General features: G+C 63.9%; 17 protein-coding genes and 1 pseudogene. 10 read left to right on the top strand and 8 right to left on the bottom strand.

Annotated elements, in window-relative coordinates:
• Nucleotides 1–53: 53 nt before the first annotated feature.
• The 3 genes from NKJ64_RS04890 to NKJ64_RS04880 all read left to right on the top strand — a co-directional run bounded on the left by NKJ64_RS04890 (nt 54) and on the right by NKJ64_RS04880 (nt 3,023).
• On the top strand, nt 54–1,142 hold the full coding sequence (locus NKJ64_RS04890; RefSeq protein WP_023735630.1) for a methionine ABC transporter ATP-binding protein: 1,089 nt from the start codon (nt 54–56) through the stop codon (nt 1,140–1,142).
• Entirely contained in the window at nt 1,123–1,779 is a 657-nt protein-coding gene (locus tag NKJ64_RS04885; RefSeq protein WP_023668578.1) for a methionine ABC transporter permease, read from the top strand. The genes NKJ64_RS04890 and NKJ64_RS04885 overlap by 20 nt, the downstream gene beginning before the upstream one ends.
• 137 nt (nt 1,780–1,916) lie before the next feature.
• Nucleotides 1,917–3,023 carry an isopenicillin N synthase family dioxygenase gene (locus NKJ64_RS04880; protein ID WP_023704826.1) on the top strand — a complete coding sequence of 369 codons (1,107 nt, stop codon included), beginning with the start codon at nt 1,917–1,919 and terminating at the stop codon, nt 3,021–3,023.
• 160 nt (nt 3,024–3,183) lie between these two features.
• Here the strand turns inward: NKJ64_RS04880 and fba are convergent, their stop codons facing one another.
• From fba to mtnK, 3 genes are all read right to left on the bottom strand, one after another.
• Nucleotides 3,184–4,248, bottom strand: a complete 1,065-nt coding sequence (fba, locus tag NKJ64_RS04875; protein WP_023687044.1) for a class II fructose-bisphosphate aldolase — start codon at nt 4,246–4,248, stop codon at nt 3,184–3,186.
• Nucleotides 4,249–4,563: 315 nt separating this feature from the next.
• The gene (gene mtnA / locus NKJ64_RS04870) at nt 4,564–5,658 is read right to left on the bottom strand and encodes an S-methyl-5-thioribose-1-phosphate isomerase (RefSeq protein WP_023668575.1); all 1,095 of its coding nucleotides are present in this window, start codon (nt 5,656–5,658) and stop codon (nt 4,564–4,566) included.
• Nucleotides 5,655–6,929 (bottom strand): S-methyl-5-thioribose kinase, encoded by a 1,275-nt coding sequence (gene mtnK / locus NKJ64_RS04865; RefSeq protein WP_023735629.1) that lies wholly within the window; start codon nt 6,927–6,929, stop codon nt 5,655–5,657. The genes mtnA and mtnK overlap by 4 nt, the downstream gene beginning before the upstream one ends.
• Before the next feature lie 137 nt (nt 6,930–7,066).
• Between mtnK and NKJ64_RS04860 the strand changes: the two genes are divergently transcribed.
• The 3 genes from NKJ64_RS04860 (at nt 7,067) to NKJ64_RS04850 (ending at nt 10,747) form a co-directional block, all read left to right on the top strand.
• Nucleotides 7,067–8,578: a sugar ABC transporter ATP-binding protein gene (locus NKJ64_RS04860; RefSeq protein WP_023735628.1), complete on the top strand. Its 1,512-nt coding sequence runs from the start codon at nt 7,067–7,069 to the stop codon at nt 8,576–8,578.
• Between the two features lie 74 nt (nt 8,579–8,652).
• Nucleotides 8,653–9,648, top strand: coding sequence for an ABC transporter permease (locus NKJ64_RS04855; RefSeq protein ID WP_023668572.1), 996 nt, complete (start codon nt 8,653–8,655; stop codon nt 9,646–9,648).
• Nucleotides 9,649–9,694: 46 nt separating this feature from the next.
• Nucleotides 9,695–10,747 (top strand): substrate-binding domain-containing protein, encoded by a 1,053-nt coding sequence (locus tag NKJ64_RS04850; RefSeq protein WP_023692173.1) that lies wholly within the window; start codon nt 9,695–9,697, stop codon nt 10,745–10,747.
• A gap of 70 nt (nt 10,748–10,817) precedes the next feature.
• Here NKJ64_RS04850 and NKJ64_RS04845 read toward each other — a convergent pair whose 3' ends face one another.
• The 5 genes and pseudogenes from NKJ64_RS04845 to NKJ64_RS04825 all read right to left on the bottom strand — a co-directional run bounded on the left by NKJ64_RS04845 (nt 10,818) and on the right by NKJ64_RS04825 (nt 15,122).
• Nucleotides 10,818–11,105, bottom strand: coding sequence for a type II toxin-antitoxin system RelE/ParE family toxin (locus NKJ64_RS04845; protein ID WP_023696644.1), 288 nt, complete (start codon nt 11,103–11,105; stop codon nt 10,818–10,820).
• Nucleotides 11,098–11,358: a ribbon-helix-helix domain-containing protein gene (locus NKJ64_RS04840; protein ID WP_023692171.1), complete on the bottom strand. Its 261-nt coding sequence runs from the start codon at nt 11,356–11,358 to the stop codon at nt 11,098–11,100. Before NKJ64_RS04840 ends, NKJ64_RS04845 begins: the two co-directional genes overlap by 8 nt.
• A gap of 94 nt (nt 11,359–11,452) precedes the next feature.
• Nucleotides 11,453–11,787, bottom strand: a pseudogene (locus tag NKJ64_RS04835) (D-alanine--D-alanine ligase A); the annotation flags it as partial.
• 214 nt (nt 11,788–12,001) lie between these two features.
• The gene (locus tag NKJ64_RS04830; RefSeq protein ID WP_023668567.1) at nt 12,002–14,056 is read right to left on the bottom strand and encodes a bifunctional aldolase/short-chain dehydrogenase; all 2,055 of its coding nucleotides are present in this window, start codon (nt 14,054–14,056) and stop codon (nt 12,002–12,004) included.
• Nucleotides 14,057–14,150: 94 nt separating this feature from the next.
• On the bottom strand, nt 14,151–15,122 hold the full coding sequence (locus tag NKJ64_RS04825; protein WP_023668566.1) for a sugar-binding transcriptional regulator: 972 nt from the start codon (nt 15,120–15,122) through the stop codon (nt 14,151–14,153).
• Nucleotides 15,123–15,312: 190 nt separating this feature from the next.
• Between NKJ64_RS04825 and NKJ64_RS04820 the strand changes: the two genes are divergently transcribed.
• The 4 genes from NKJ64_RS04820 to NKJ64_RS04805 all read left to right on the top strand — a co-directional run bounded on the left by NKJ64_RS04820 (nt 15,313) and on the right by NKJ64_RS04805 (nt 22,306).
• Entirely contained in the window at nt 15,313–16,953 is a 1,641-nt protein-coding gene (locus NKJ64_RS04820; protein ID WP_352462068.1) for an acyl-CoA synthetase, read from the top strand.
• A 163-nt stretch (nt 16,954–17,116) separates the two neighbouring features.
• Nucleotides 17,117–17,722, top strand: coding sequence for a TetR/AcrR family transcriptional regulator (locus NKJ64_RS04815; RefSeq protein WP_023668564.1), 606 nt, complete (start codon nt 17,117–17,119; stop codon nt 17,720–17,722).
• A 58-nt stretch (nt 17,723–17,780) separates the two neighbouring features.
• The gene (locus NKJ64_RS04810) at nt 17,781–18,920 is read left to right on the top strand and encodes an efflux RND transporter periplasmic adaptor subunit (protein ID WP_023692166.1); all 1,140 of its coding nucleotides are present in this window, start codon (nt 17,781–17,783) and stop codon (nt 18,918–18,920) included.
• A gap of 248 nt (nt 18,921–19,168) precedes the next feature.
• Nucleotides 19,169–22,306 (top strand): efflux RND transporter permease subunit, encoded by a 3,138-nt coding sequence (locus NKJ64_RS04805; RefSeq protein ID WP_023754045.1) that lies wholly within the window; start codon nt 19,169–19,171, stop codon nt 22,304–22,306.
• The last annotated feature ends 61 nt before the right edge of the window (nt 22,307–22,367 follow it).

Here is a 22,367-nt window from a genome sequence, read left to right as displayed (position 1 = left end):
CGCTGTTGAGCGGGCCGCTGTCGCATTTGTCGAGCGTTGAAACGGACAGTGAGATGAACCAGCACGTCACGGCCGAGGCATCCGGTCCGGTCAATATATCGGCCGGGCAAGAAGATGTCGTACGCCTCGTCGACCTCAAGCGCCGCTTTGGCGCGACGCCTGCGCTCGACGGCGTCTCGCTGACGGTGAAGAAGGGCGAGATCCTCGGCATCATCGGCCGCAGCGGAGCCGGCAAGTCGACGCTGATCCGCTGCCTCAACGGGCTGGAGCGGCCGGACTCCGGCGACGTCTTCATCGAGGGCCGCGAGATCGGCCGGCTCGGCGAGCGTGAATTGCAGCCGCTGCGGCGTCGCATCGGCATGATCTTCCAGCACTTCAATCTGCTGTCGGCCAAGACCGCGGAGGACAATGTCGCGCTGCCGCTGAAGATCGAGGGCCGCCCAAAGGCCGAACGGCTGGCGCGCGCCGCCGAATTGCTCCACCTCGTCGGCCTGTCGGAGAAGGCGAAGGCCTATCCGTCCTCGCTGTCGGGCGGCCAGAAGCAGCGCGTCGGCATCGCCAGGGCGCTGGCCGCGCGGCCAGCGCTGCTGCTGTCCGACGAGGCGACCTCAGCGCTCGATCCGGAGACGACGCGCTCCATCCTGGCCTTGCTGAAAGACATCAACCGGCAGCTCGGCCTGACCATCCTGCTCATCACCCACGAGATGGAGGTGATCCGCTCGATCGCCGACCGCGTCGCGGTGATCGATGCCGGGCGCATCGTCGAGCAAGGCCCGGTGTGGTCGGTCTTTGCCGAGCCGCGTTCCGAAATCACCAGGAGCCTGCTCGGCGGCATCCGCCCGCAACTGCCGGCCGAGATTGCCGGCCGGCTTGCTCCCGGAGGCGGCGCCGAGCTCATCCTCAGGGTCGACGTCGCAGGTGAGGCCGCGCGCGGTCCGCTGCTGTCCGATCTTGCGGTGGCGGTGCCGGGGCCGTTCCGCCTCGTCCATGGTGGCATCGACCATGTCCAGCAGCAGCCGGTCGGCACGCTGTTCCTTGCGGTCGCGGGCAACGATCCGAAACATCTGTCGAAAGTAATCGCATTCCTGAAGGCCCGCGACGCACGGGTGGAGGTGCTTGGCCATGTCGCCGGTTCTGTTTGAACTTCTGCTGCGCTCGATCTGGGAGACGGTCCTGATGACGGCGGCATCGGGCCTCATCTCGCTCGTCTTCGGGCTGCCGCTCGGCCTGGCATTGATTGCCACGGAGCGCGGCGGCATTGCCGAAAGCCTGTGGGTGAACCGCGCGCTCGGCGCCGTCATCAACGGCTTCCGCTCGGTGCCTTTCATCATCCTTCTGGTGGCGCTGATCCCGGTGACGCGGCTGATCGTCGGCACCTCGATCGGCACCTGGGCGGCGATCGTGCCGTTGTCGATTGCGGCGACGCCCTACTATGCCCGCATCGCCGAAGTGTCGCTGCGCGAGGTCGATCGCGGCCTGATCGAGGCGGCGCGCGCCATGGGCGGCAACCGCTGGACGATCATCCGCGAGGTGCTGGTGCCCGAAGCTTTGCCCGGCATCGTCGCCGGTTTCACGGTGACGCTGGTAACGCTGATCGGCGCTTCGGCCATGGCCGGCGCCATCGGTGCCGGCGGGCTCGGCGATCTCGCCATCCGCTATGGCTACCAGCGTTTTGAGACCAGCGTCATGGTCGCCGTGGTCATTGTGCTGATCATTCTCGTTTGCGGCATCCAGTGGGTCGGCGACCGGCTGGTCGCCAGGCTGGACCGGCGCGGATGAGCGGCCACGAACGTTATTTGCCGGCAGGCTGCCAAACGCAGCGTCGGCTTTCTCTATCGGGGCCGAGATTGGATTGCGCGTTGCTTTGATCGGACCGGCCTGCGTGCCACCGTGACAGCGAAACAAGGAGCTTGACCATGCCCAGGATCGTACCCGTGCTTGATCTCGGCCGCCTCGAGCAGGGCGCTTCGGAACGGCGAACGTTTCTCTTCGACCTGCGCACGGCCGCGCGCGATGTCGGCTTCTTCTATTTGACCGGCCACGGCATATCGGCTGCGGATACCGCAGAAGTGCTCGACGCGTCGCGCCGCTTCTTTGCCCTGCCGGAAGCCGACAAACTGGCAATTGAAATGGTCAAGTCCTCGCAGTTCCGCGGCTACACGCGCGCCGGCGGCGAGCTGACCAAAGGCAAGGCCGACTGGCGCGAACAGCTCGACATCGGCGTCGAACGCGCGGCCATCGAACAAGGCCCCGGCGTGCCCGCCTGGACGCGGCTGCAAGGGCCCAACCAGTGGCCGGCCACGCTGCCCGAGCTGAAGCCGGCGCTGCTCGCATGGCAGGCCAAGGCGACCGCGGTGGCGATCCGGCTGCTTAGGGCCTTCGCTTTGTCGCTCGACCAGGCCGAGGACGCCTTCGATCCGATCTACCGGGCCGAGCCCAACCATCGCATGAAGATCGTGCGCTACCCCGGCCGCGACGCCACCGGCGACAACCAGGGCGTCGGCGCGCACAAGGATGGCGGTTTCCTGACGCTTCTGCTGCAGGACGAGAACAAGGGGCTGCAGGTCGAATATGACGGCGCCTGGGTCGACGTCGATCCGCTGCCCGACACGCTGGTGGTCAACATCGGCGAACTGCTCGAACTGGCGTCGAACGGCTATCTCCGGGCGACAGTCCACCGTGTGGTGACACCGCCGGCCGGCGTCGAGCGCGTCTCGGTCCCGTTCTTCTTCAGCGCCCGGCTCGACGCCACGATTCCGCTGCTCGACCTGCCCGAGGATGTAGCGGCCGAGGCGCGGGGGCCGGCCAGCGATCCCGACAACCCGCTGTTTCGCAATGTCGGCACCAATGTGCTGAAGAGCCGCCTGCGCTCGCATCCCGACGTGGCGCGCCGGCACTATGCCGATCTTCTGGAAACCGACGCCTCACCGGCTGAAATCTTTCAAAACGAGAACGAAATTTCCGAATCTCGCGTTGTTTTAGAAAGCCGTTCGTCGCCATATGCGGCGAATACGCGCATATAGGAATTATCGTTCGGCGGTTTCCTCCCATTCCACCGAGCGGTGTTCCCCTCTGAAGGTTCTTGACCTTCTTTTGGCCGGGCCGCTTTCGCGCCCGGCCTTTTTTATGTCAATAGCTCTTCTTTCTTCCCCACAAGGGAGAAGGAAGAGGCGCCAGGGGACTTCACCCAAACTTCGGATCAAGGCTCCCCGACTTGTAGCGCTTGGCCATCTCGGCCACCGGCAGCGGCTTGATCTTCTGCGCGTTGCCGGCGGTGCCGAACTGCTCGAAGCGCTCCTTGCACAGCTTGCGCATCGCAGCCATGGCCGGCGTCAAATATTTGCGCGGATCGAACTCCGACGGGTTTTCGGTAAGCACCTTGCGGATGGCGCCGGTCAGCGCCATGCGGTTGTCGGTGTCGATGTTGATCTTGCGCACGCCGTGCTTGATGCCGCGCTGGATCTCTTCCACCGGCACGCCCCAGGTCGGCTTCATCTGGCCGCCATATCTATTGATGATTTCCTGCAGGTCCTCGGGCACTGAGGACGAGCCGTGCATCACCAGATGCATGTTGGGCAGGCGGCGGTGGATTTCCTCGATGACGTTCATCGCCAGCACCGCGCCGTCTGGCTTGCGCGAAAATTTGTAGGCGCCGTGGCTGGTGCCCATGGCGACTGCCAGCGCATCGACATGGGTGTCCTTGACGAACTCGACCGCCTGTTCCGGATCGGTCAAGAGCTGGTCGTGGCTGATGGCGCCTTCGACGCCGTGGCCGTCCTCCTGCTCGCCGCCGCCGCTCTCAAGCGAACCGAGCACACCGATCTCGCCTTCCACCGACACGCCGCCCCAATGCGCCATGTCGACGACGCGCCGGGTGATGCCGGAATTGTAGGCATAGTCGGCCGGCGTCTTGCCGTCCTCTTTCAGCGAGCCGTCCATCATGACAGAGGTGAAGCCGTACTGGATGGCGGTGACGCAGGTGGCTTCGTTGTTGCCGTGGTCGAGATGCATGCAGACCGGAATGTCGGGGTGGATTTCGACCAGCGCGTCGATCAGCTTGGCCAGCACCACATCATTGGCGTAGGCGCGGGCGCCGCGGCTGGCCTGCAGGATGACCGGCGACTTGGTCTCCTCGGCCGCCTCCATGATGGCGAGGCCCTGTTCCATATTGTTCATGTTGAAAGCGGGTACGCCGTAGCCGTACTCGGCGGCGTGATCGAGCAATTGTCTCAGTGTTATGCGAGCCACCCAATAGTCTCCCGTATCTGGTTTCAAGCGCAACGTCGCGGGCCGGCCGATTGCCGGCCTAGATGCTTCTGGCCGGATTTCGCCAGAACCGCAACCGTCAGCGGCCATCGAGGCCGCAATTCTTGTTGCAGGGCTGAAATCCGGTAGCCAGCCGGTGAGGCGCTAATCTCCCCCATTGAGGGGGAGATGGCCGGCAGGCCAGAGGGGGTCGGTTCGACTGGAGCGCTAGCATCATCTGTCGGTGCTGGGAGGTCGCGTCAGGACGCGCCGACCCCTCTGTCGCCTTTGGCGACATCTCCCCCTCAAGGGGGGAGATTATCCGCGTTCGGGGAACATCGCCTTCAACCCTTCGCGCGAAGCCTTGGCCACACCGCGCTCGGTGATCAGCCCCGTCACCAGCCGTGCCGGCGTCACATCGAACGCCGGATTGGCCGCCGGCGTCGCTTCGGGCGAAACCCGAACCTGCGCGATCTTGCCGTCCGCCGTCTTGCCCCAGACCAGCGACACCTCGTCACCGGAGCGTTCCTCGATCGGGATTTCGGTGAGGCCATCACCCACTGTCCAGTCGATGGTCGGCGAGGGCAGAGCGACGTAGAAGGGCACCTCATTATCGGAGGCGGCGAGCGCCTTGAGATAGGTGCCGATCTTGTTGCAGACGTCGCCATTGGCCGTGGTGCGGTCGGTGCCCACGATCACCATGTCGACCGCGCCACGCTGCATCAGATGGCCGCCGGCATTGTCGACGATCAGCGTGTGCGGCACGCCGTGGCCGGCCATCTCCCAGGCGGTCAGCTGGGCGCCCTGGTTGCGCGGGCGCGTCTCGTCGACATAGACATGGACCGGAATGCCGGCCTCGACGGCGAGATAGATCGGCGACGTGGCGGTGCCGTAATCGACCGTCGCCAGCCAACCGGCGTTGCAATGGGTGAGGATGTTGACCGGCTCGCCCGGCTTCTTGCGTGCCGCGATCTCCTTGATGATGGCAAGCCCGTTCTCGCCGATGGCGCGATTGAGATCGACATCCTCGTCGGCGATTTCCGCGGCGCGCTTATAGGCCGCCTCCGCGCGCTGTCCCAATACGATCGGCCTGAGGAACCGCCGCATCTCGTCCAGTGCCCAGCGTAGATTGATCGCAGTCGGCCGCGTCTTGTGCAGCGTCTCCCAGACCGCGTCGAGCGCTTCGTCAGACGGATCGTCCGCCATCTGGATGGCGACGCCGTAGGCCGCGGTGACGCCGATCAGCGGCGCGCCACGAACCCACATGTCACGGATCGCGGTGGCGATGCCGGCAACGCTCCCGATCGTCTCGACCCGGAACTCGTGCGGCAGCCAGCGCTGGTCGATGATCTCGACCGAACGCTGGTCGTCGCTCAGCCAGATGGTGCGGTAGTGGCGCTCGCCGACGTTCAAATCCTGCTCTCCCGTTCGATCAAAGCGGCCAGATTATTGACCTCGTCCATGCCGTGAATCTGGCGCCGGTTGACGGCGATGTGACGGCCGAATTTCAGCGCCTTGGCCTCGCAGGAGGCTCGCAGATCCTCGTCCTCGATGGTCTCGAAATCGGCATTGTGGGCGAGGCCGAGGATGCGCCGGTGCACCTCGATGCCGGCAAAGCCCAAGAGGTCGGTCCAGATCTGGTGCAGCACATGGTCGAGCGCCTGCTCCGAGGCGAGAATGTCGCCCTGATCCTCGAACAGGCTCTTCTGGTAAAGCATGCCGGTGCGCTCGGTGCGCCATAGATGCGAGAACTCGGCGCGGAACACCGTCCAGGTGTCATTGGTCACCCCGAGCAGATAGGCACGCATGGCGTCACGCTTGCCCTTGTGTTCATGGCCGCGCTGCGAGAAGTAGGACATCCAGAAATTGGCGAGCAGCATGCCGACGTCGAAGGCCATCGGACCGTAGAAGGCGAATTCCGGATCGATCATCCGCGTCTCGGTGTCGGTGACCATGATCGAGCCCGAATGCAGGTCGCCATGCAGCAGCGTCTCGGCGTTGGCGGCGAAGATATGCTTCAGCCGCTGCGCCTCGACCTTGAGGTCGCGGTCGGCGCGCAGCTCGGCGACCAGGCCGTCGAGCTGCGGCGAGGTGTGCCGGTTCAGCTTGGCGTCGAAATAGGGATCGGAAAACACCAGGTCTTCGGTGATGCCGCAGAGCTCGACATTGTCGGCGAACAGCGCCAGGTCGGCCTTGCGGTCCTTGGTCGGCATGGAGAGATCGGAGCCGCGGAACAAAGTGCGGGCCATGAACAGGCCGATGTCGCGGGCGATATTTGGCAACTCGCGGCCGCCGATCAGGGCACGGCGCAGGATGATGTGCGGCGGCGCCAGATATTCCATGATGATCAGCGCCTGGGCTTCGTCGAAATGGAGGATCGCCGGCACCGAACCCGGCGCGCGCGCCTCTTGCCGCGTCAGCGCGTGATACTCGAAGAAGGAGCGTTTGAGCGGCAACGGCCAGCTGTCGCCGACGAGGCGAACATAGGGCAGGGCCTGCTTGACCACGGCCGCACCCGACACGCCCTCGACGATGAAGACGAGGTTGAGATTGCCGTCGCCGACCTCGCGCACCTTCCAGGCACCGGTATCGGGGCCGATTTTTGCGCACAGCGCTTCGTTCGTGCCGAGGCGCGTTGCAAGCGTCTCCACCGACAGTGCTTCGAACGGCAATTTCGCAGTCATTCCTCACCCTCCCGCTTGCTCGCTCAATCATAGTGGAGCGATGGCGGTGAGGCCAAGCTAGGAAGCTGACTGGCAATTGTCAATCGAGTTGACAATTGATGACGTAGCCCATAGCGTCATGGTCAGGGAGGAAACGAATGGGCAATGATGCCGTGTTCCGCGTGGACGGGCTGAGGAAGTCCTTCGGCCATATCGAGGTGCTTGGCGGCGTCTCGCTCGAACTGCATGCCGGTGAGATCACCGTGCTGATGGGCGCCAATGGCGCCGGTAAGTCCACCCTCGTGAAAATTATCAGCGGCGTCTACGACCATGCCGGCGGCACCATGCACCTGGCCGGTCATGATTTCGCGCCGAACACGCCGGCCGAGGCGATCCGCGCAGGCGTCGTCACCGTGCATCAAAACATCAATGACGGCGTCGTCGCCGATCTCGATGTCGCCACCAATCTGACGCTGGATAGGTTGAGCGGCAAGGGCGCGCCGCTGCTGTTCAACCCCGGCCGGGTGCGCCGCGAAGCCAAAGCGGTGGCCGACCGCATGGGGCTCGCCATCGACCTCAAGGCCCGCATCAGCGATCTGTCGCTGGCCGATCGCCAGATGGTGGCCATCGCGCGCGCCATGGCGCACCAGCCGAAAGTGCTGATCCTCGACGAGCCGACCTCCTCACTGTCCAGCGCCGAGGCGGACCGGCTGTTCGCCCTGCTCGACCGGCTGCGCGAGCAAGGCGTCGCCATCCTCTACATCTCGCACCGCATGTCGGATATCAGGCGGCTTGCCGACCGCATCGTCTCGATGCGCGATGGCGTCATCTCAGGCGTCTTCGACAGCGAGCCTCTCGACTATGAGGGCGCCGTTAACGCCATGCTCGGCCGCAAGATCCATCTTGACCGCATCGAAGCCAGGAGTTCTGCCAAGCCGATCCTGACCGTCGATGCCTTGCGCATCGCCCCTGGTGCCCGGCCATTCTCGCTGACGCTCGGCGACGGCGAGGTCGTTGCCATCACCGGCCTCGTTGGCGTCGGCAAGACCGCGCTCGCCGAGACGCTGTTCGGCTTGCGCAAGCCGCTGTCCGGTACGATGACTTTATATGGCAAGCCCTATGCGCCCGCGTCGACCGGCGAAGCCATCGCCGCCGGCGTGTTTCTGGTCGCCAAGGACCGTGGCGAAAACGGCATCGTCGGCGGCTTCAACATCCAGGAAAACATCAGCCTGCCCTTCCACAAGCGCATGTCGCGCTTTTCAGTTCTCAAACGCGGCCTTGAACGCACTATTGCCCGCCGGCAGATCGAGGATCTCGGCATCGTCTGCCGCTCGGAGAAGGACGAGATGACCACTCTGTCGGGCGGCAACCAGCAGAAGGTGATGGTGGCCCGCTGGATGGCGCAGGACGCCCGATTGTTCATTCTCGACGAACCGTTCCAGGGCGTCGATATCTCCGCCAGGCGCGACATCGCCGCCAAGCTGAGGGCAAGCGCCAATGGCCGCGCCACGCTGCTGTTCGTCACCGAACTCGACGAGGCACTGGAGACGGCCGATCGCATATTGGTGATGTCCGAGCAGACCATCGTCGGCGAACACCGCAACGCCGATGTCGATCTCGACCGTCTGCTGGCCGAAGTCGCGGGCGGGCCGTTGCACAGTGCGGCCTGAGCCACGATGATTGAAGAACTGAGGGTTGGAATGGAGTGCACGGGTTTGAGTTGGGTATTGACGGCGGGCGCTGAATGACGCTGCGCGATTACGCTATCCGCTACGGGTTCATCGTGCTTCTGTTCGGGCTGATCGCGTATTTCGCCATCGCCGCCGACGGGTTCGTCTCGCCGCAAAGTGCCGTCTTCATTTTCCAGTCGGTCGCCATCACCGGCGTGCTGGCGCTGGGCGTCACCGCCACACTGGTTGTCGGCGGCTTCGATCTCTCGATCGGCTCGGTTGCCACATCGGCCATGATGGCGGCTGCCTATGTCATGGTGGTGCTGGAGCAGAACGTTGTCGTCGCTGTCCTCATCTGCCTGCTCATCGGCGCCCTTGTCGGCCTCATCAATGGCTGGCTGATCGTCTATATGCGCGTGCCCGATCTGCTGGCGACGCTCGGCATGATGTTCCTGCTCGTCGGCCTCCAGCGCATCCCGACTGAAGGACGCTCCATCGCCACCGGTATGACAATGCCGGACGGCTCGGTCGCCAACGGCAAATTCTCCGACGCCTTCCTGGCGCTCGGCCGCCACCGCTTCGACTTCTTCATCCCGAACCTCATTCCGGTCTCGGTGGTCGTGCTGATCGTGCTCGCCGTGCTGATCTGGTTCTTCCTCGAATACACACGCTTCGGCCGCATGATGTATGCCGTGGGCAGCAATGAACGGGCCGCCGAACTCGCCGGCGCGCCTGTCAAGGCATACAAAATCTGGGCCTACGTCATTTCAGGAGTTTTTGCCTCGATCGGCGGGATTTTGCTGGCCGCACGGCTTGGACGCGGTGACATCGCGTCGGGTAATAATCTGCTGCTCGATGCGGTTGCCGCGGCGCTGATCGGCTACGCGGTGCTCGGCGCCGCCAAGCCGAACGCCTTCGGCACCGCCATCGGCGCGCTGTTCGTCGGCATCCTGCTGCAAGGCCTGACGATGATGAACGCGCCTTACTACACGCAGGATTTCGTCAAGGGCGTGGTTCTCGTCGTCGCCCTTGTCTTTACCTTCGCCCTTTCCGGCCGGGGCAGGAGATAGAATGGCTGCCGGGACAGTTTTGGGTTCAACAAACGGAGGAAAGAACGTGAACATCACAAGACGACTTTTGGGGAAGGTCGCGCTCGGATTGGCCGGCGCAACAATGCTGATGCAGGTCCCGGCCTTTGCCGCCGACAAGCCGGCGCCGTTCGACAAGCCCGGCGTCAAGATCGCGCTGGTGCGCTATCTCTCGACCGGCGATTTCTTCCAGGCCTATCTCTCGGGCGTCGAGTCCCAGTCCAAGGCGCTCGGCATCGATCTGCGCGTGCTCGACAGCCGCCAGGACGCCGCCCTTCAATCCGACATGGTCGACCAGGCCATCGCACTCGGCGTGCAGGGCATCATCATCCAGCACGGCCTAACGGAATCGATGAAGGACGCCGCCCAGCGCGCGGTCGATGCCGGCATCAAGGTCGTCGCCTTCGACGTCAATGTCGAAAACCCCAAGATCCCGCAGATCGAACAGTCCGACAAGGACCTTGCGCGCCTGGCGCTCGAGCAGGCGGTCAAGGACAATGGCGAGAGCTGGAACGCCGGCTATGTCTATGTCGCCGGCATCGCGCCGCTCGACCGCCGCAACGAGACCTGGGTCGACGTGAAGAAGAAACATGCCGGCATCAAGGAAGTCGCGATGTTCGGCACGCTCGACAACCCGATCGCCAACTCGGTCGCCAACCAGGCGCGCTCGGTGCTGCAGGCGCATCCCGACATCAATGTGATGTTCGCGCCCTATGACGAGTTCGCCAAGGGTGTGAAGATCGCCGTCGACGAGGCGGGGCTGAACAAGAAGATCAAGATCTACTCCGCCGACATCTCTACCTCGGACATCGCGGCCATGCGCGAGACCGACAGCGCCTGGGCCGCCACCGCCGCCACCAACCCTGCCGTCGTCGGCCAGGTCTCGGTGCGCGCGCTGGCGCAGCTGCTCGCCGGTGAAGATCCCGGCCACAACGTCATCGTGCCGCCGACGCTGATCACCCAGAAGGACCTGATCGACAAGGACATCAAGAACATGGAGGACCTGTCGGCCAAGCTGCCGCAATTCGCCCATGCCGATGTCGCCATGCCGGCCTGGATGCCGAACCCGAACGCGAAGTAGGATCGGACATCTGATAGATGCGAAGGGCGGCATGGGCCGCTCTTTTCATATTGATCGTAAGCCTGCCGGCCTACAACCAATGGTCTGGATCGCGCATCCCGTGGACAATCGCCACAGCGATAACACCATCGGGCTGCGGCTCGTAGATGATGATATAGCGGCCTTCGACGAGCACGCGGGCCGTTGCGCTTAACTCGGGCCGTGCGCTGCCCATCTTGGGGTGCTGCGCCGCCAGCTCCAGTCTTTCGAAAATGCGCATCAACAGTCTGTCTGCTGCCTTTTCATTGTCGGCGGCGATGGTGTGCCAGATGTCTCGCAAATCCTGCGAAGCGCGCGGTGTGAGCCTATAGCTAGCCACGGGCGCGGCGTTCTGCCTTCAGGCTGCCGATGAACTCGGTGGGGTCGACAGCCACTGGCTTGCCGCTGCCCATCCCGTCGGCATAGGCCCGCTTCAAGTGCTGGAGTTCGAGCGTGCGCAATTCCTCGCGCTGCTCCCATAAGCGCAGGGCGTCGCGGACAATCTCGCTGTTGGAAGCATAACCGCCACCTTCGATAGCGCTTTGCAGGCGAGCTATCTGCTGCGCGGTAAGGGATATGGTGAGGGTGCGCATAGGTTCGTTTTTCATACCCACATTATAATGCAGCCAACAAGATCTAACAATATCTGTTAGGAATCTGCCCCTGCATCATGACCGCCCGACGCGCACCAGCCACCGCGCCGTCCTCGCCATGCAGGCGTGCAGCACCGGAACACCATATTCGATGGCAGGCAGGTCATGCGGCGCCCTTGGCGGGATCGCCAGCATCCGCCATGCCCGCCCGGCGGCAGGCAAAGCTGCGTCCCATCAGACGGTGTCGCCAGCGCGCCGTCCTTGAAATCGCTCAGCAGCCATTGGCCTTCGCGGGTGACGAAGGTGGGAACGGAGTCGTATTTCGCCGATCCAGAGTACGCATGACATGGTTGCCGAAAGCAGCGAAACCTCATGCTCGGCGGAGCGCCCGCCGAACAGCACGCCGACACGAAGTCTCTTCGCAGCCATCGACAACTCCACCAAGGATCAGGGTCGGAGCTCGCATGCGAAACACAAGGCGCGCCCTAAAGTGGTCGAGCAATAGGCCAAGGATTGGAGTGGATTTTGACCAGTTCGAGCAGTTTTTCAGCACGACCTGCAAAAGCAGTTCTCCGCCTGGAGTCCTTCAGGTGGGAGAGCGGTTCGTCGTTTTGGTGAACGATGAACCGCTCCAGGTCTATGTCTAGCGCAGCGCTGCGGCGATGTTGCCACCGTCGACCGTCGTCACATCGGCGGTGGTGCGTTCGGCCAATGCTTGGTGCAGGAAGGCCTGCGCCACGTCTTCTGCCGTCACCTCCTGTCCGAGCAGATTGCCCGACATGTATTCCTTCTCCGACACGCCGCGCGCGCCGGAACGGCTGGCGATCATGGCGTCGGTCAACAGGCCGGAGCGGATGCGGTCGGCGTTGACCGCATTGGAGCGGATGCCGTGCGCGCCGTAGTCGAGCGCATATTGCCGGGACAGGAACAGCGTCGCCGCCTTCGGCACACCATAGGCGCCGAATTTCGGACCCGGGTTGACCGCCTGCTTGGAGGTGTTGAACAACAACACACCGCCGGTGCCCTGTTCCAGCATGATGCGCACCGCGTTCTGCGCCGCCGACTGGTGGGCGAAGAAGTTGAGCTCGAAACTCTTGCGCAGCAGCGCGTCGTCGAGCTCGCCGATGCGGCCTTCCCAGGCGGCACCGGCGTTGGAGACCAGGATGTCGACGCCGCCATAGACAGCGACAGCTTTGTCGAAGGCGGCGCGCAGCTCGGCCGGGTTGGTGATGTCGGCGCCGACGCCGATCGAATTGTTGCCGGCTGCCTTTGCCGCCTCGGCCGCCCTGGCCGCATCGAGATCGACGACGACGGCATGCGCGCCATTGGCGGCGAACAGTTTTGCCGTCGCAGCACCGATCGCGCCGGCGCCGCCAGTGATCAGCACCACCTGGCCGGTCAGCGGCTTCGGCTTGTTGGAGGCGAGCTTGGCCTGCTCAAGCGACCAGTACTCCAGCGGGAAGAGGTCGGCCTTCGATAGAGGATGGAAGCTGCCGACGGCCTCGGCGCCGCGCACCGCCTCGATCCACATCTCGCCGACATCAGATGCGATCTTCGCATCCTTCAGCGTGCGGCCATGGCCGAACATGCCGAGGCCCGGCACCAGCGTCAGCCGCGGCATCGGGTCGAGCATGGTGCGCTCGACGTCGTCCAGCGCGTCGTTGGTTTCGAAATACGCGCGATAGTCGCTGGCGAAGGCCTCGACATGGCTCTTGATGACGGCCTTGTAGTCGCCGGCCTTGTCGGCGTCTGGCGCCGGAACTGCCATCGGCCCGGTCTTGATGCGGATCGACAGGTCCGGCGTCGACACACCGCGTGCGGCATAGTCGGCGATGCCGGCCGAATTGATGAAATCGACAATGGCATCCGAGGTGCGGAAGTCGCTGATCATGCGATCGAAGCGGCCTTCGCCACGCGATACCGCCACCGCGCCGCGCAGCATGGGCGCGATTGCCGCGGGCGTCGCCAGCTTTGCCGGCAGCGTGACCTTGGCCGGCTGCGGCTTGCCGTGCTTGGCGACATAGTCCTCGGCCACGTTCACATAGTGGATCATCCGGTCGTAAGCCTGCCTGGCATCGTCGCCGAAGGTGAAGATGCCATGCTTGTCGAGGATCAGGCCTTCGACGCTGGGGTCGGCGTCGTAGACATCGGCGGCCACCTTGGCGAGGTCGAAGCCCGGCTTGATGTAGGGCACGTACCCCATCTTGTCGCCGAACACGGTCTTGATCAGCGGCTTGCTGTCCGCCTGGTCGACGATGGCGAGGATCGCGGTCGAATGCGTGTGGTCGACGAATTTATGCGGCAGGAAGGCGTGCAGCAGCGTCTCGACCGATGGATTGGGGGAGGCGGGGTCGATGAGGTTCGCCCGCTGCAGCGCCACCATGTCCTCGTCGGCGAGGCTGGCCAGCGCACGCGCCTTCAGCAGCGCGCCGAGCTTGACCGCCGGCAGGCCTTGCGGCTCGATCACACCCATGTCCCAGCCGCTGCCCTTGACGCACAGCACATCCCATTCGTCGCCGACGAGATCGGTGGCCTTGGTCTTGCAGGAGGTGTTGCCGCCGCCATGCAGCACCAGCCGCGGCTCGCCGCCGAGCAGCCGGGTCGTGTAGACGCGCAGCGCGAGGTCGCGGGCAATGCCCTTTTTCGCATAGTCGGCAACCAGTCTTTCCGCGTCGCCGTCATTCCAAAGGTTCTTCATGTCGCTATGTCCGCTTTGCTGTCTTTGATGTTGCTGTGAACAGGAGTACCGCGACGCCTTGATGACAATGCGCCGGCTGCTGGGATTTCGTTGGTCAGGAAGCCTTTTTTGCCCCCGCACTGGCTCCGGCATGGTCGAGCAGCCGCCGCGCCATGCTGGCGCCGACGACGAGATGCGTGCAGAGCCCGCCGGCGAGCGCGGCGAGCAGCGGTTCGAACTTGCTGTCTTCCTGCACCACCATCAGCCGCTTTTCGATCTGGCGCAGTGACGACAGCGAGGCCGAGATGACGCGGCGGTTGTAGCTGCAGTCGAGCGCCTTGCCGGCGGCATCGATGATCTGGCCGGCAACCACGCCGGCGGCGCCCGCTTCGCGCAACAGCCCCATCTCGCCGGGGCTGAGCGCGCCGCATTTGACGACATGGCTGTCGCCATCGACCGTGCCTACCGAATAGAGCGCCAGATCGCAGTTTGCAATATCGGCCAGTTGTTCGCGGATCACCGGTTCGGCGCGCAGCCCATGCGCCAGCAATTCCGTCGTCAGCACCAGCGGCGCGTAGAAATTGAGGCCCTTGGCGTTGAGCCGCCGGGCGATCTCCATCGTGCACTGGTCGGGACGGTAGGAGTAGGGCGCGCCGAGATTGCCGCAGAGCTGCACAACGGTGACGTCCTGCAGGTCGGCATAGGACATGACGTCGGCGATGGTGTAGACGGTGCGGCCCCAGGCGACGCCGATCCGGTCGCCCTTCTTGACCAGTTCGAGAAAGACGCCCGCCGCCAGCACCGCAACGTCCGTCGAAGGGTCGACGACATAGGCATTCTCCGGCGCGATCCACACCGCATCAAGCTTGAGCGCGTCCTCGAGCTGGCGCGCAAGCACGTCGTCGGTGAACAGCTGCGTCGAGGTCGAGATGTTGACGATGCCGGTCTCGCGCGCCTTGCGCAAATACATGGCGACCGAGGCGCGGGAGATGTTAAGCTGGCTGGCGACCTGGTCCTGGCGCAGGCCATGGGCATAATAGAGCCATGCGGCCTTGTGGATAAGCTGTTCTGCCGGTCGGATCGCCATGCCGTCTCCTCGGCTGACATTATTCACGGCTCTCGACAAAAGTCAAACTGGCGTGGGTACACGATACCTCTTTGCCCATCGAATCTGGACGATCATTGCGCCAAATGTGCCCGGTCGGGAATCGCCGATGGTGACGTGGCGGGAACCTGTGGTTAGAAGTTCTCAACAATGAAAATTCGGGGAGCACGGGATGGGCAGTCCCTACGAGCAGGATCTCGGCAAGAACGCCGCCAACCATCAGCCGCTGACGCCGCTCACCTATCTGGAGCGGGCGGCAAGCACCTATCCCGATCATGTCGCCATCATCCATGGCAGCCAGCGCATCACCTATCGCACCTTCTGGCAGCGCTCGCTGAAGCTCGCCTCGGCTCTGTCGAAGCGCGGCATCGGCAAGGGTGATACGGTGACCGTCATGCTGTCCAACACGCCCCCCATGCTGGAGGCGCATTTCGGCGTGCCGATGGCCAAAGCGGTGCTGCATTCGCTCAACACAAGGCTCGATGCCGCCGTCATCGCGTTCCAGCTCGACCATGCCGAGACCAAGGTGCTCATCGTCGACCGCGAATTCGCTGCTGTCGTCAAACAGGCACTGGCACTGGCCAAGGTGAAGCCGCTGGTCATCGACTATGACGATCCCGACTATGCCGCCGATGCACCCTATCCCAAGGGCGAGCGCATCGGCGCGATCGACTATGAGGCGTTCGTCGCCGGCGGTGACCAGGGCTACGCCTGGTCGATGCCCGACGACGAATGGGACGCCATCTCGCTCAACTACACCTCCGGCACGACAGGCAATCCGAAGGGCGTCGTCTACCACCATCGCGGCGCTGCCCTGATGGCTTACACCAACACCATCCATGCCGGCATGGCCAAGCACGCCGTCTATCTGTGGACGCTGCCGATGTTCCACTGCAATGGTTGGTGCTTCCCATGGACAATGGCCGTCCAGGCCGGCACCCATGTCTGCCTGCGCTGGCTGCGGCCGAAGCCGATCTACGATGCCATCGCCGACCACGGCGTCACACATCTTTGCGGTGCGCCGGTCGTCATGTCGGTGCTCATCAACGCCAGCGATGAGGACAAGCGCCACTTCCCGCAGACCGTTACCTTCAACACCGCTGCCGCGCCGCCGCCGGAAGCCGTGCTGTCAGGCATGGCCGACGCCGGCTTTGCCGTCACCCATCTCTACGGCCTGACCGAGACCTATGGCCCGGCGGTCGTCAACGAATGGCACACCGCCTGGGACGGTCTCGACAAGGGCGAACGCAGCGCCAGAAAGGCCAGGCAGGGCGTGCGCTATGCCGCACTCGAAGGCCTGACGGTGATGGACGCGGAGACGATGCAGAAGACGCCGGCCGACGGCGAGACCATCGGCGAGGTCATGTTCCGCGGCAACATTGTCATGAAGGGCTATCTGAAGAACAGGAAGGCGACCGACGAGGCTTTCGCCGGCGGCTGGTTCCACTCCGGCGACCTCGGCGTCATGCATCCCGACGGCTACATCCAGCTCAAGGACCGCTCCAAGGACATCATCATCTCCGGCGGCGAGAACATTTCATCGATCGAGGTCGAGGAAGCCCTCTACAAACACCCGTCCGTGGCGTCCTGCGGCGTCGTCGCCAAGGCAGACGACAAATGGGGCGAGGTGCCGGTCGCCTATGTCGAACTGAAGCCCGGCAAGGTGGCAAGCGAGGCCGAGATCATCGAACACTGCCGCGCGCTGCTCGCCCGCTTCAAGGTGCCGAAGGCGGTGATTTTTGCCGAGATCCCGAAGACATCGACGGGGAAGATCCAGAAGTTTCAGCTGCGGGAAATGGCGAAGGGATCTTAGTTCCAGAGCGCAACGGCACGCGCAAGGTCGAGTTCGCGCACACCCTCTGTCACCCTCTGTCACCAAATTATACGCGTACGTCGAATTCGCATTGACACTTCCCTCTTTTCGATTTACGACTGACGAAAGTTGAAATTCGTCACTCATAAATCGACAGAGAGCCATGTCCGAAGCCGCCAGCATAATGGCCGACTCCACCCGCCAGGAGAATGTCACCCGCATTCTCGACTGTGCCGAACGCCTGTTCCGGCACTATGGTTACGGCAAGACCAATGTCGCCGACATCGCCCGCGAACTCGGCATGTCGCCGGCCAATATCTACCGTTTCTTCGCATCCAAGGTCGAAATCCACCAGGCCGTTTGCGGCCGCATGCTCCTCGCCAGCTACAACATGGCCTACGAGATTTCCCGGTTGCCGATCAGCGCCGAGGAGCGGCTGCGCCGCTACGTGCATGCGCAGTACAAGATGACGCTGGAAGTCATGCTCGACGACCAGAAGGTCCACGAAATGGTCATCGTCGCGCTCGAGCGCGACTGGGGCGTCATCGACAAGCATATCGACAGCATTCACGACCTGTTTGCCGAGGTCATCCGCGAGGGCATCGAGGCCGGCGAGTTTGCCGACCAGGATCCGGTCATCGCATCGCGCTGCTTCGGCGCCGCCACCGTCATTCTGTGCCACCCGCAAATGGTGGCGCAGTGCCTTGCCAAGACCAATCGGGCGATGCCCGACGATCTCATCGATTACGCGATCAAGGCTCTGAAGTAATAGCCGCCGCCCGCCGGGCGCCGGTGTCGACCGTTCATCTCCAGTCGGGAGTACGAAAGTGTCTTTGTCCAGTTCCATCATCCGCAAGCTGCCGGTCGCCGGCCTGATCGTCGCCACGCTCGGGCTCGCCGCCTGCAGCCAGGAGAAGACCGAGGTCCAGGACATCATCCGTCCGGTCAAGGTGGTCGAGATCGGCCAGGCCGAAAAGAGTCGCGAACTCACCTATTCCGGCTCGGTGCGAGCCCGTACCGAAATGAACCTCGGCTTTCGCATCTCGGGCAAGGTCACTGAGCGTCTGGTCGACATCGGCCAGCATGTGACGACAGGCGATGTGCTAGCCCGTATCGATCCCACGGACTATGAGTTGTCGGTCAAGAGCGCCAAGGCCAGCCTCGACGCCGCCGAGCGGCAGGTCGAGACGGTCGATCTGTCCCGCAAGCGCGCCGAACAGCTTTTTGCCAAGAACTTCACCTCCAAGTCGCAGCTCGAACAGGCGACGCTGAGCTACAACCAGGCGGTAGCGACGCGCGATGCCGCCCGCTCTACCCTTGCCCAGGCGCAGAATCAGGTCGTCTACACCGATCTCAAGGCGAGCGAGAACGGCATCGTCACGGCGGTCTCGGCCGATGTCGGCCAGGTGGTCGGCGCCGGAACGCCTGTGATGACCGTTGCCGTCGACGGCGAAAAGGAAGTGCTGATCGCGGTTCCCGAAATGGACATCGCCGCCTTCAAGCCGGGAAAGGACGTCAAGGCCAGCTTCTGGTCCGATGACGCGCTGGCGCTCTCCGGCAAAGTGCGTGAAGTCGCCGGCAGCGCCGACCAGCAGTCGCGCACCTTTGCCGTCCGCGTCTCGCTGCCCGACGACCCGCGCGTGCTGCTTGGCATGACCGCCAACATCGAGGCCTCGGTGGCCAAGAAGCAGGAGATGGTGTCGATCCCGCTCAGCGCGCTTGCGGAAAAGGATGGTCGCAAGATTGTCTGGACCGTCGACCGCGCCGGCGAGACGGTGCACGAGCGCCTGGTCAAGGTTGCGGAGTTCACCGCCGACGGCGTCAGCGTCGCCGACGGGCTCAAGCCGGGGGATGTCGTCGTTGCCGCCGGCACCCAGTTCATGACCGAGAATCTCAAGGTCAAGCTGACCGGCGATGCGGTCCAGGCCGCCTCTGCGGAAGGCGATGCCGCAAAGGCCCTGCGCTGACCGCAGGCATGAAGCCGGCTTGATCGTCGCTTCGGCGAAAGGGCTGGGCAAGCGAATTCAGGGTTTCCGGGCGGCGAGCGCCCGATGGTCGAGACGCCAAGATCGAGTTCCCCCGCATCGATCCGCGCGTCCCACCGCGATGAGTGTCTCTCCGCTCGGAAAGCCTCGCCGCCCGGAAGCCAGCATCGGAATATCCTAGCTGCATGCAAAGCGTATGCGCGCACGATCAACGAATTGGACTGACGCCGATGACCGCCACCGACAGCACTGAAAAGCAGCCTTTCAATCTTTCGCGCTGGGCCATCGGCCATCCCTCGATCGCGCGCTTCCTGTTCGGTCTGATCATCATTGCCGGCGCGCTCGGCCTGATGCGCATGGGCCAGAAGGAAGACCCCGATTTCACTTTCCGCGTCATGGTCGTCCAGGCGATCTGGCCGGGCTCCTCGATCCAGGAGATGGAAGACCAGGTCGTCAACAAGATCGAGCGCAAGCTGCAGGAAACGCCGCACCTCGACTTCGTCCGTTCCTACACCCGCGCCGGCAGCGCCATCATCACCGTCCAGATCAAGGGCGACACCAATGCAGAGGAGGTGAAGGACGCCTTCTACCAGGTGCGCAAGAAGGTTGGCGACATCTCCGGCGACCTGCCGCAAGGCCTGCTCGGGCCCTATTTCAACGACGAGTTCGGCGACACCTTCATCACCCTGCACTCGATCGGCGGCGATGGCTACAGCTATCCGGAGCTGAAGAAATTCGCCACCCAGGCTCGCGACATGCTGCTGACGACGCCGGGCGTCGAGAAGGCCGTCATCATCGGCGACCAGCCGGAGAAGCTTTATATCGACGTCTCGTCCAAGGCCTTGGCCGAACGCGGCCTGACGCTGACCGACCTGCAGAACGCCATCAAGGGCCAGAACAATGTCGATCCGGCGGGCTCCGTCGACACCGGCCTGCGCTCGGTGCGCATCTCGGTCGAGGGCGATGTCACCAGGGCTGCCGACATCAGGGAATTGCGCCTGCGCGCCGGTGGTCAGGTGACACGTCTTGGCGATATTGCCACCGTGAGTTCCGGTCTCGAAGATCCCTATCAGCGCAAGTACCGCTTCAACGGCCACGAAAGCGTCCAGGTCGGCGTCGTCATGGCCAAGGGTTTCAACGTCAGGGACGTCGGCACGGATGTCGAGGCGACCTACAAGCGCTTCGAGGAAGCGCTGCCCTACGGCGTTGCGGTTGACCAGATCTCCAACCAGCCCGAGGTTGTCAAGGACGCCGTCAACGAGTTCATGGAGGCGCTCGGCGAGGCGCTGCTGATCGTGCTTGCTGTCTCGCTGCTGTCGATCGGCTGGCGTTCCGGCCTGGTCATCGCCATCGCCATTCCGCTGGTGCTGGCCGCCACCTTCGCCATCATGTACGAGCTCGGCATCGATCTGCAGCGCATTTCGCTCGGCGCCCTGATCATCGCGCTCGGGCTGTTGGTCGACGACGCCATGATCGTCGTCGAGATGATGGAGCGCAAGCTGGAGGAGGGGCTGGTCAAGATCGAGGCGGCGAGCTTCGCCTATTCCTCGACCGCCTTCCCGATGCTGAGCGGCACGCTGATCACCATCGCCGGCTTCATCCCGGTCGGCTTCGCCGCCTCGACCGCAGGCGAATATGTGCGCACGCTGTTCTATGTCGTCGGCATCGCGCTCGTCGTGTCGTGGTTCGTCGCCGTCTATTTCACGCCGTGGCTGGGCTACATGATCCTCAAGCAGCGCAAGCATGCCGGCAACCATCATGACGCCTTCGACACCGGCTTCTACCGGCGGCTGCGCGCCACGGTCGGCTGGGCGGTGCGCCACCGCATCATCGTTCTGGTGATGACGCTGGTCACCTTCGCCACCAGCCTGTGGGCGTTCCAGTTCATCCCACAAAACTTCTTCCCGCAATCCTCGCGGCCGGAAATCCTCGTCGATCTCTGGTTGCCTGAGGGAACCTCGATCAAGGAGGTCGAGACGCAGGCCAAGGCGCTGGAAGCCCGGATGATGGACGACAAGGACAAGCGCTTCATCGCCACCTATATCGGCGAAGGCGCGCCGCGCTTCTTCCTGCCGCTCGACCAGCAATTGCGCAATCCGAACTATGCGCAGCTTCTGGTGATGGCCAATGACGAGCCGGCACGTGAGCGGCTGATCCTCAAGCTGCGCTCAGTCCTGGCGCAGGATTTCCCCTCGATCCGTTCCAAGGTCGACCGTCTGTTCCTCGGCCCGCCGACCGGCTGGCCGGTGCAGATGCGCATCATGGGTCCGGACCGCCAGGAGGTGCGCCGCATCGCCGACCAGGTGAAGGCGAAATTCGCCGAAAATCCGCTGCTCGGCGCCGTCCATGACGACTGGCTGGAGCCGGTACCGGCGATGAAGCTGGTCATCGACCAGGACCGCGCCCGTGCGCTTGGCGTCACCTCGCAACGCATCCGCCAGATGCTGCAGGCAGCGATGTCCGGCGCGCCGCTCGATGACTTCCGTGATGGCGAGGAGACGGTTTCCATCGTCGCCCGCGAACCGGACGCCAGCCGCAGCCTGCTGTCCTCGGTCGACTCGGTCTATATCCCGACCGATTTCGGCGGCTTCGTGCCGCTGTCGCAGGTGGCCAAGGTGGTGCCGGTGCTCGAGCAGGGCGTCGAATGGCGGCGCGACCGCCTGCCGACCATCTCGGTGCGCGCCACGCTGCCGGATGGCGTGCAGTCGAACGATGTCGTCACCAAGCTCTACAATGACATGCAGGGCATGCGCGCCGGCCTGGCGCCCGGCTACAAGATCGAGATCCAGGGCGGTGCGGAAGATTCCGCCGAAAGCCAGGCCTCGATTGCCGCCAAGGCGCCGATCATGCTGGCCGTCATCGTCGTGCTCCTGATGATCCAGCTGCAGCATTTCGGCAAGGCGATGCTCGTGCTGGCCACCGGTCCGCTCGGCATCATCGGTGCGGCGGCGGCTCTGTTGATCAGCGGCGCGCCGTTCGGCTTCGTCGCCATCCTTGGTGTCATCGCGCTGCTCGGAATCATCATGCGCAACTCGATCATCCTGGTCGACCAGATCGATCAGGACATCGCCAGGGGGATGGACCGATCGGAGGCCATCATCGGCTCGGCCGTGCGCCGTTTCCGGCCGATCGTGCTGACGGCGATGACGGCGGTGCTGGCGCTGATCCCGATCTCGCGTGCGGTGTTCTGGGGACCGCTCGCCTACGCCATGATGGGCGGCATCCTCGTCGCCACCGTACTCACCATCCTGGTGCTGCCGGCAGGCTACGCGCTGTTCTTCGGCCGCGAGCCGAAGAAAGGCAGGAAGCCGGCTGATGAGGCCGTGCAGGACAATGACAGGCCGCCACTGGCGCTGGCCGCCGAGTAGGCGCTGCTGGGGCACAGGATCTTCCTTGGAAAATGCTGGAACGCCGTACGCTTGACGTGCG

This window comes from Mesorhizobium sp. M0062, from assembly GCF_040323125.1.
GTDB lineage: Bacteria > Pseudomonadota > Alphaproteobacteria > Rhizobiales > Rhizobiaceae > Mesorhizobium.
Note: the sequence above shows the minus strand (reverse complement) of the source record. Positions and strands in the feature narration are given on the sequence as shown.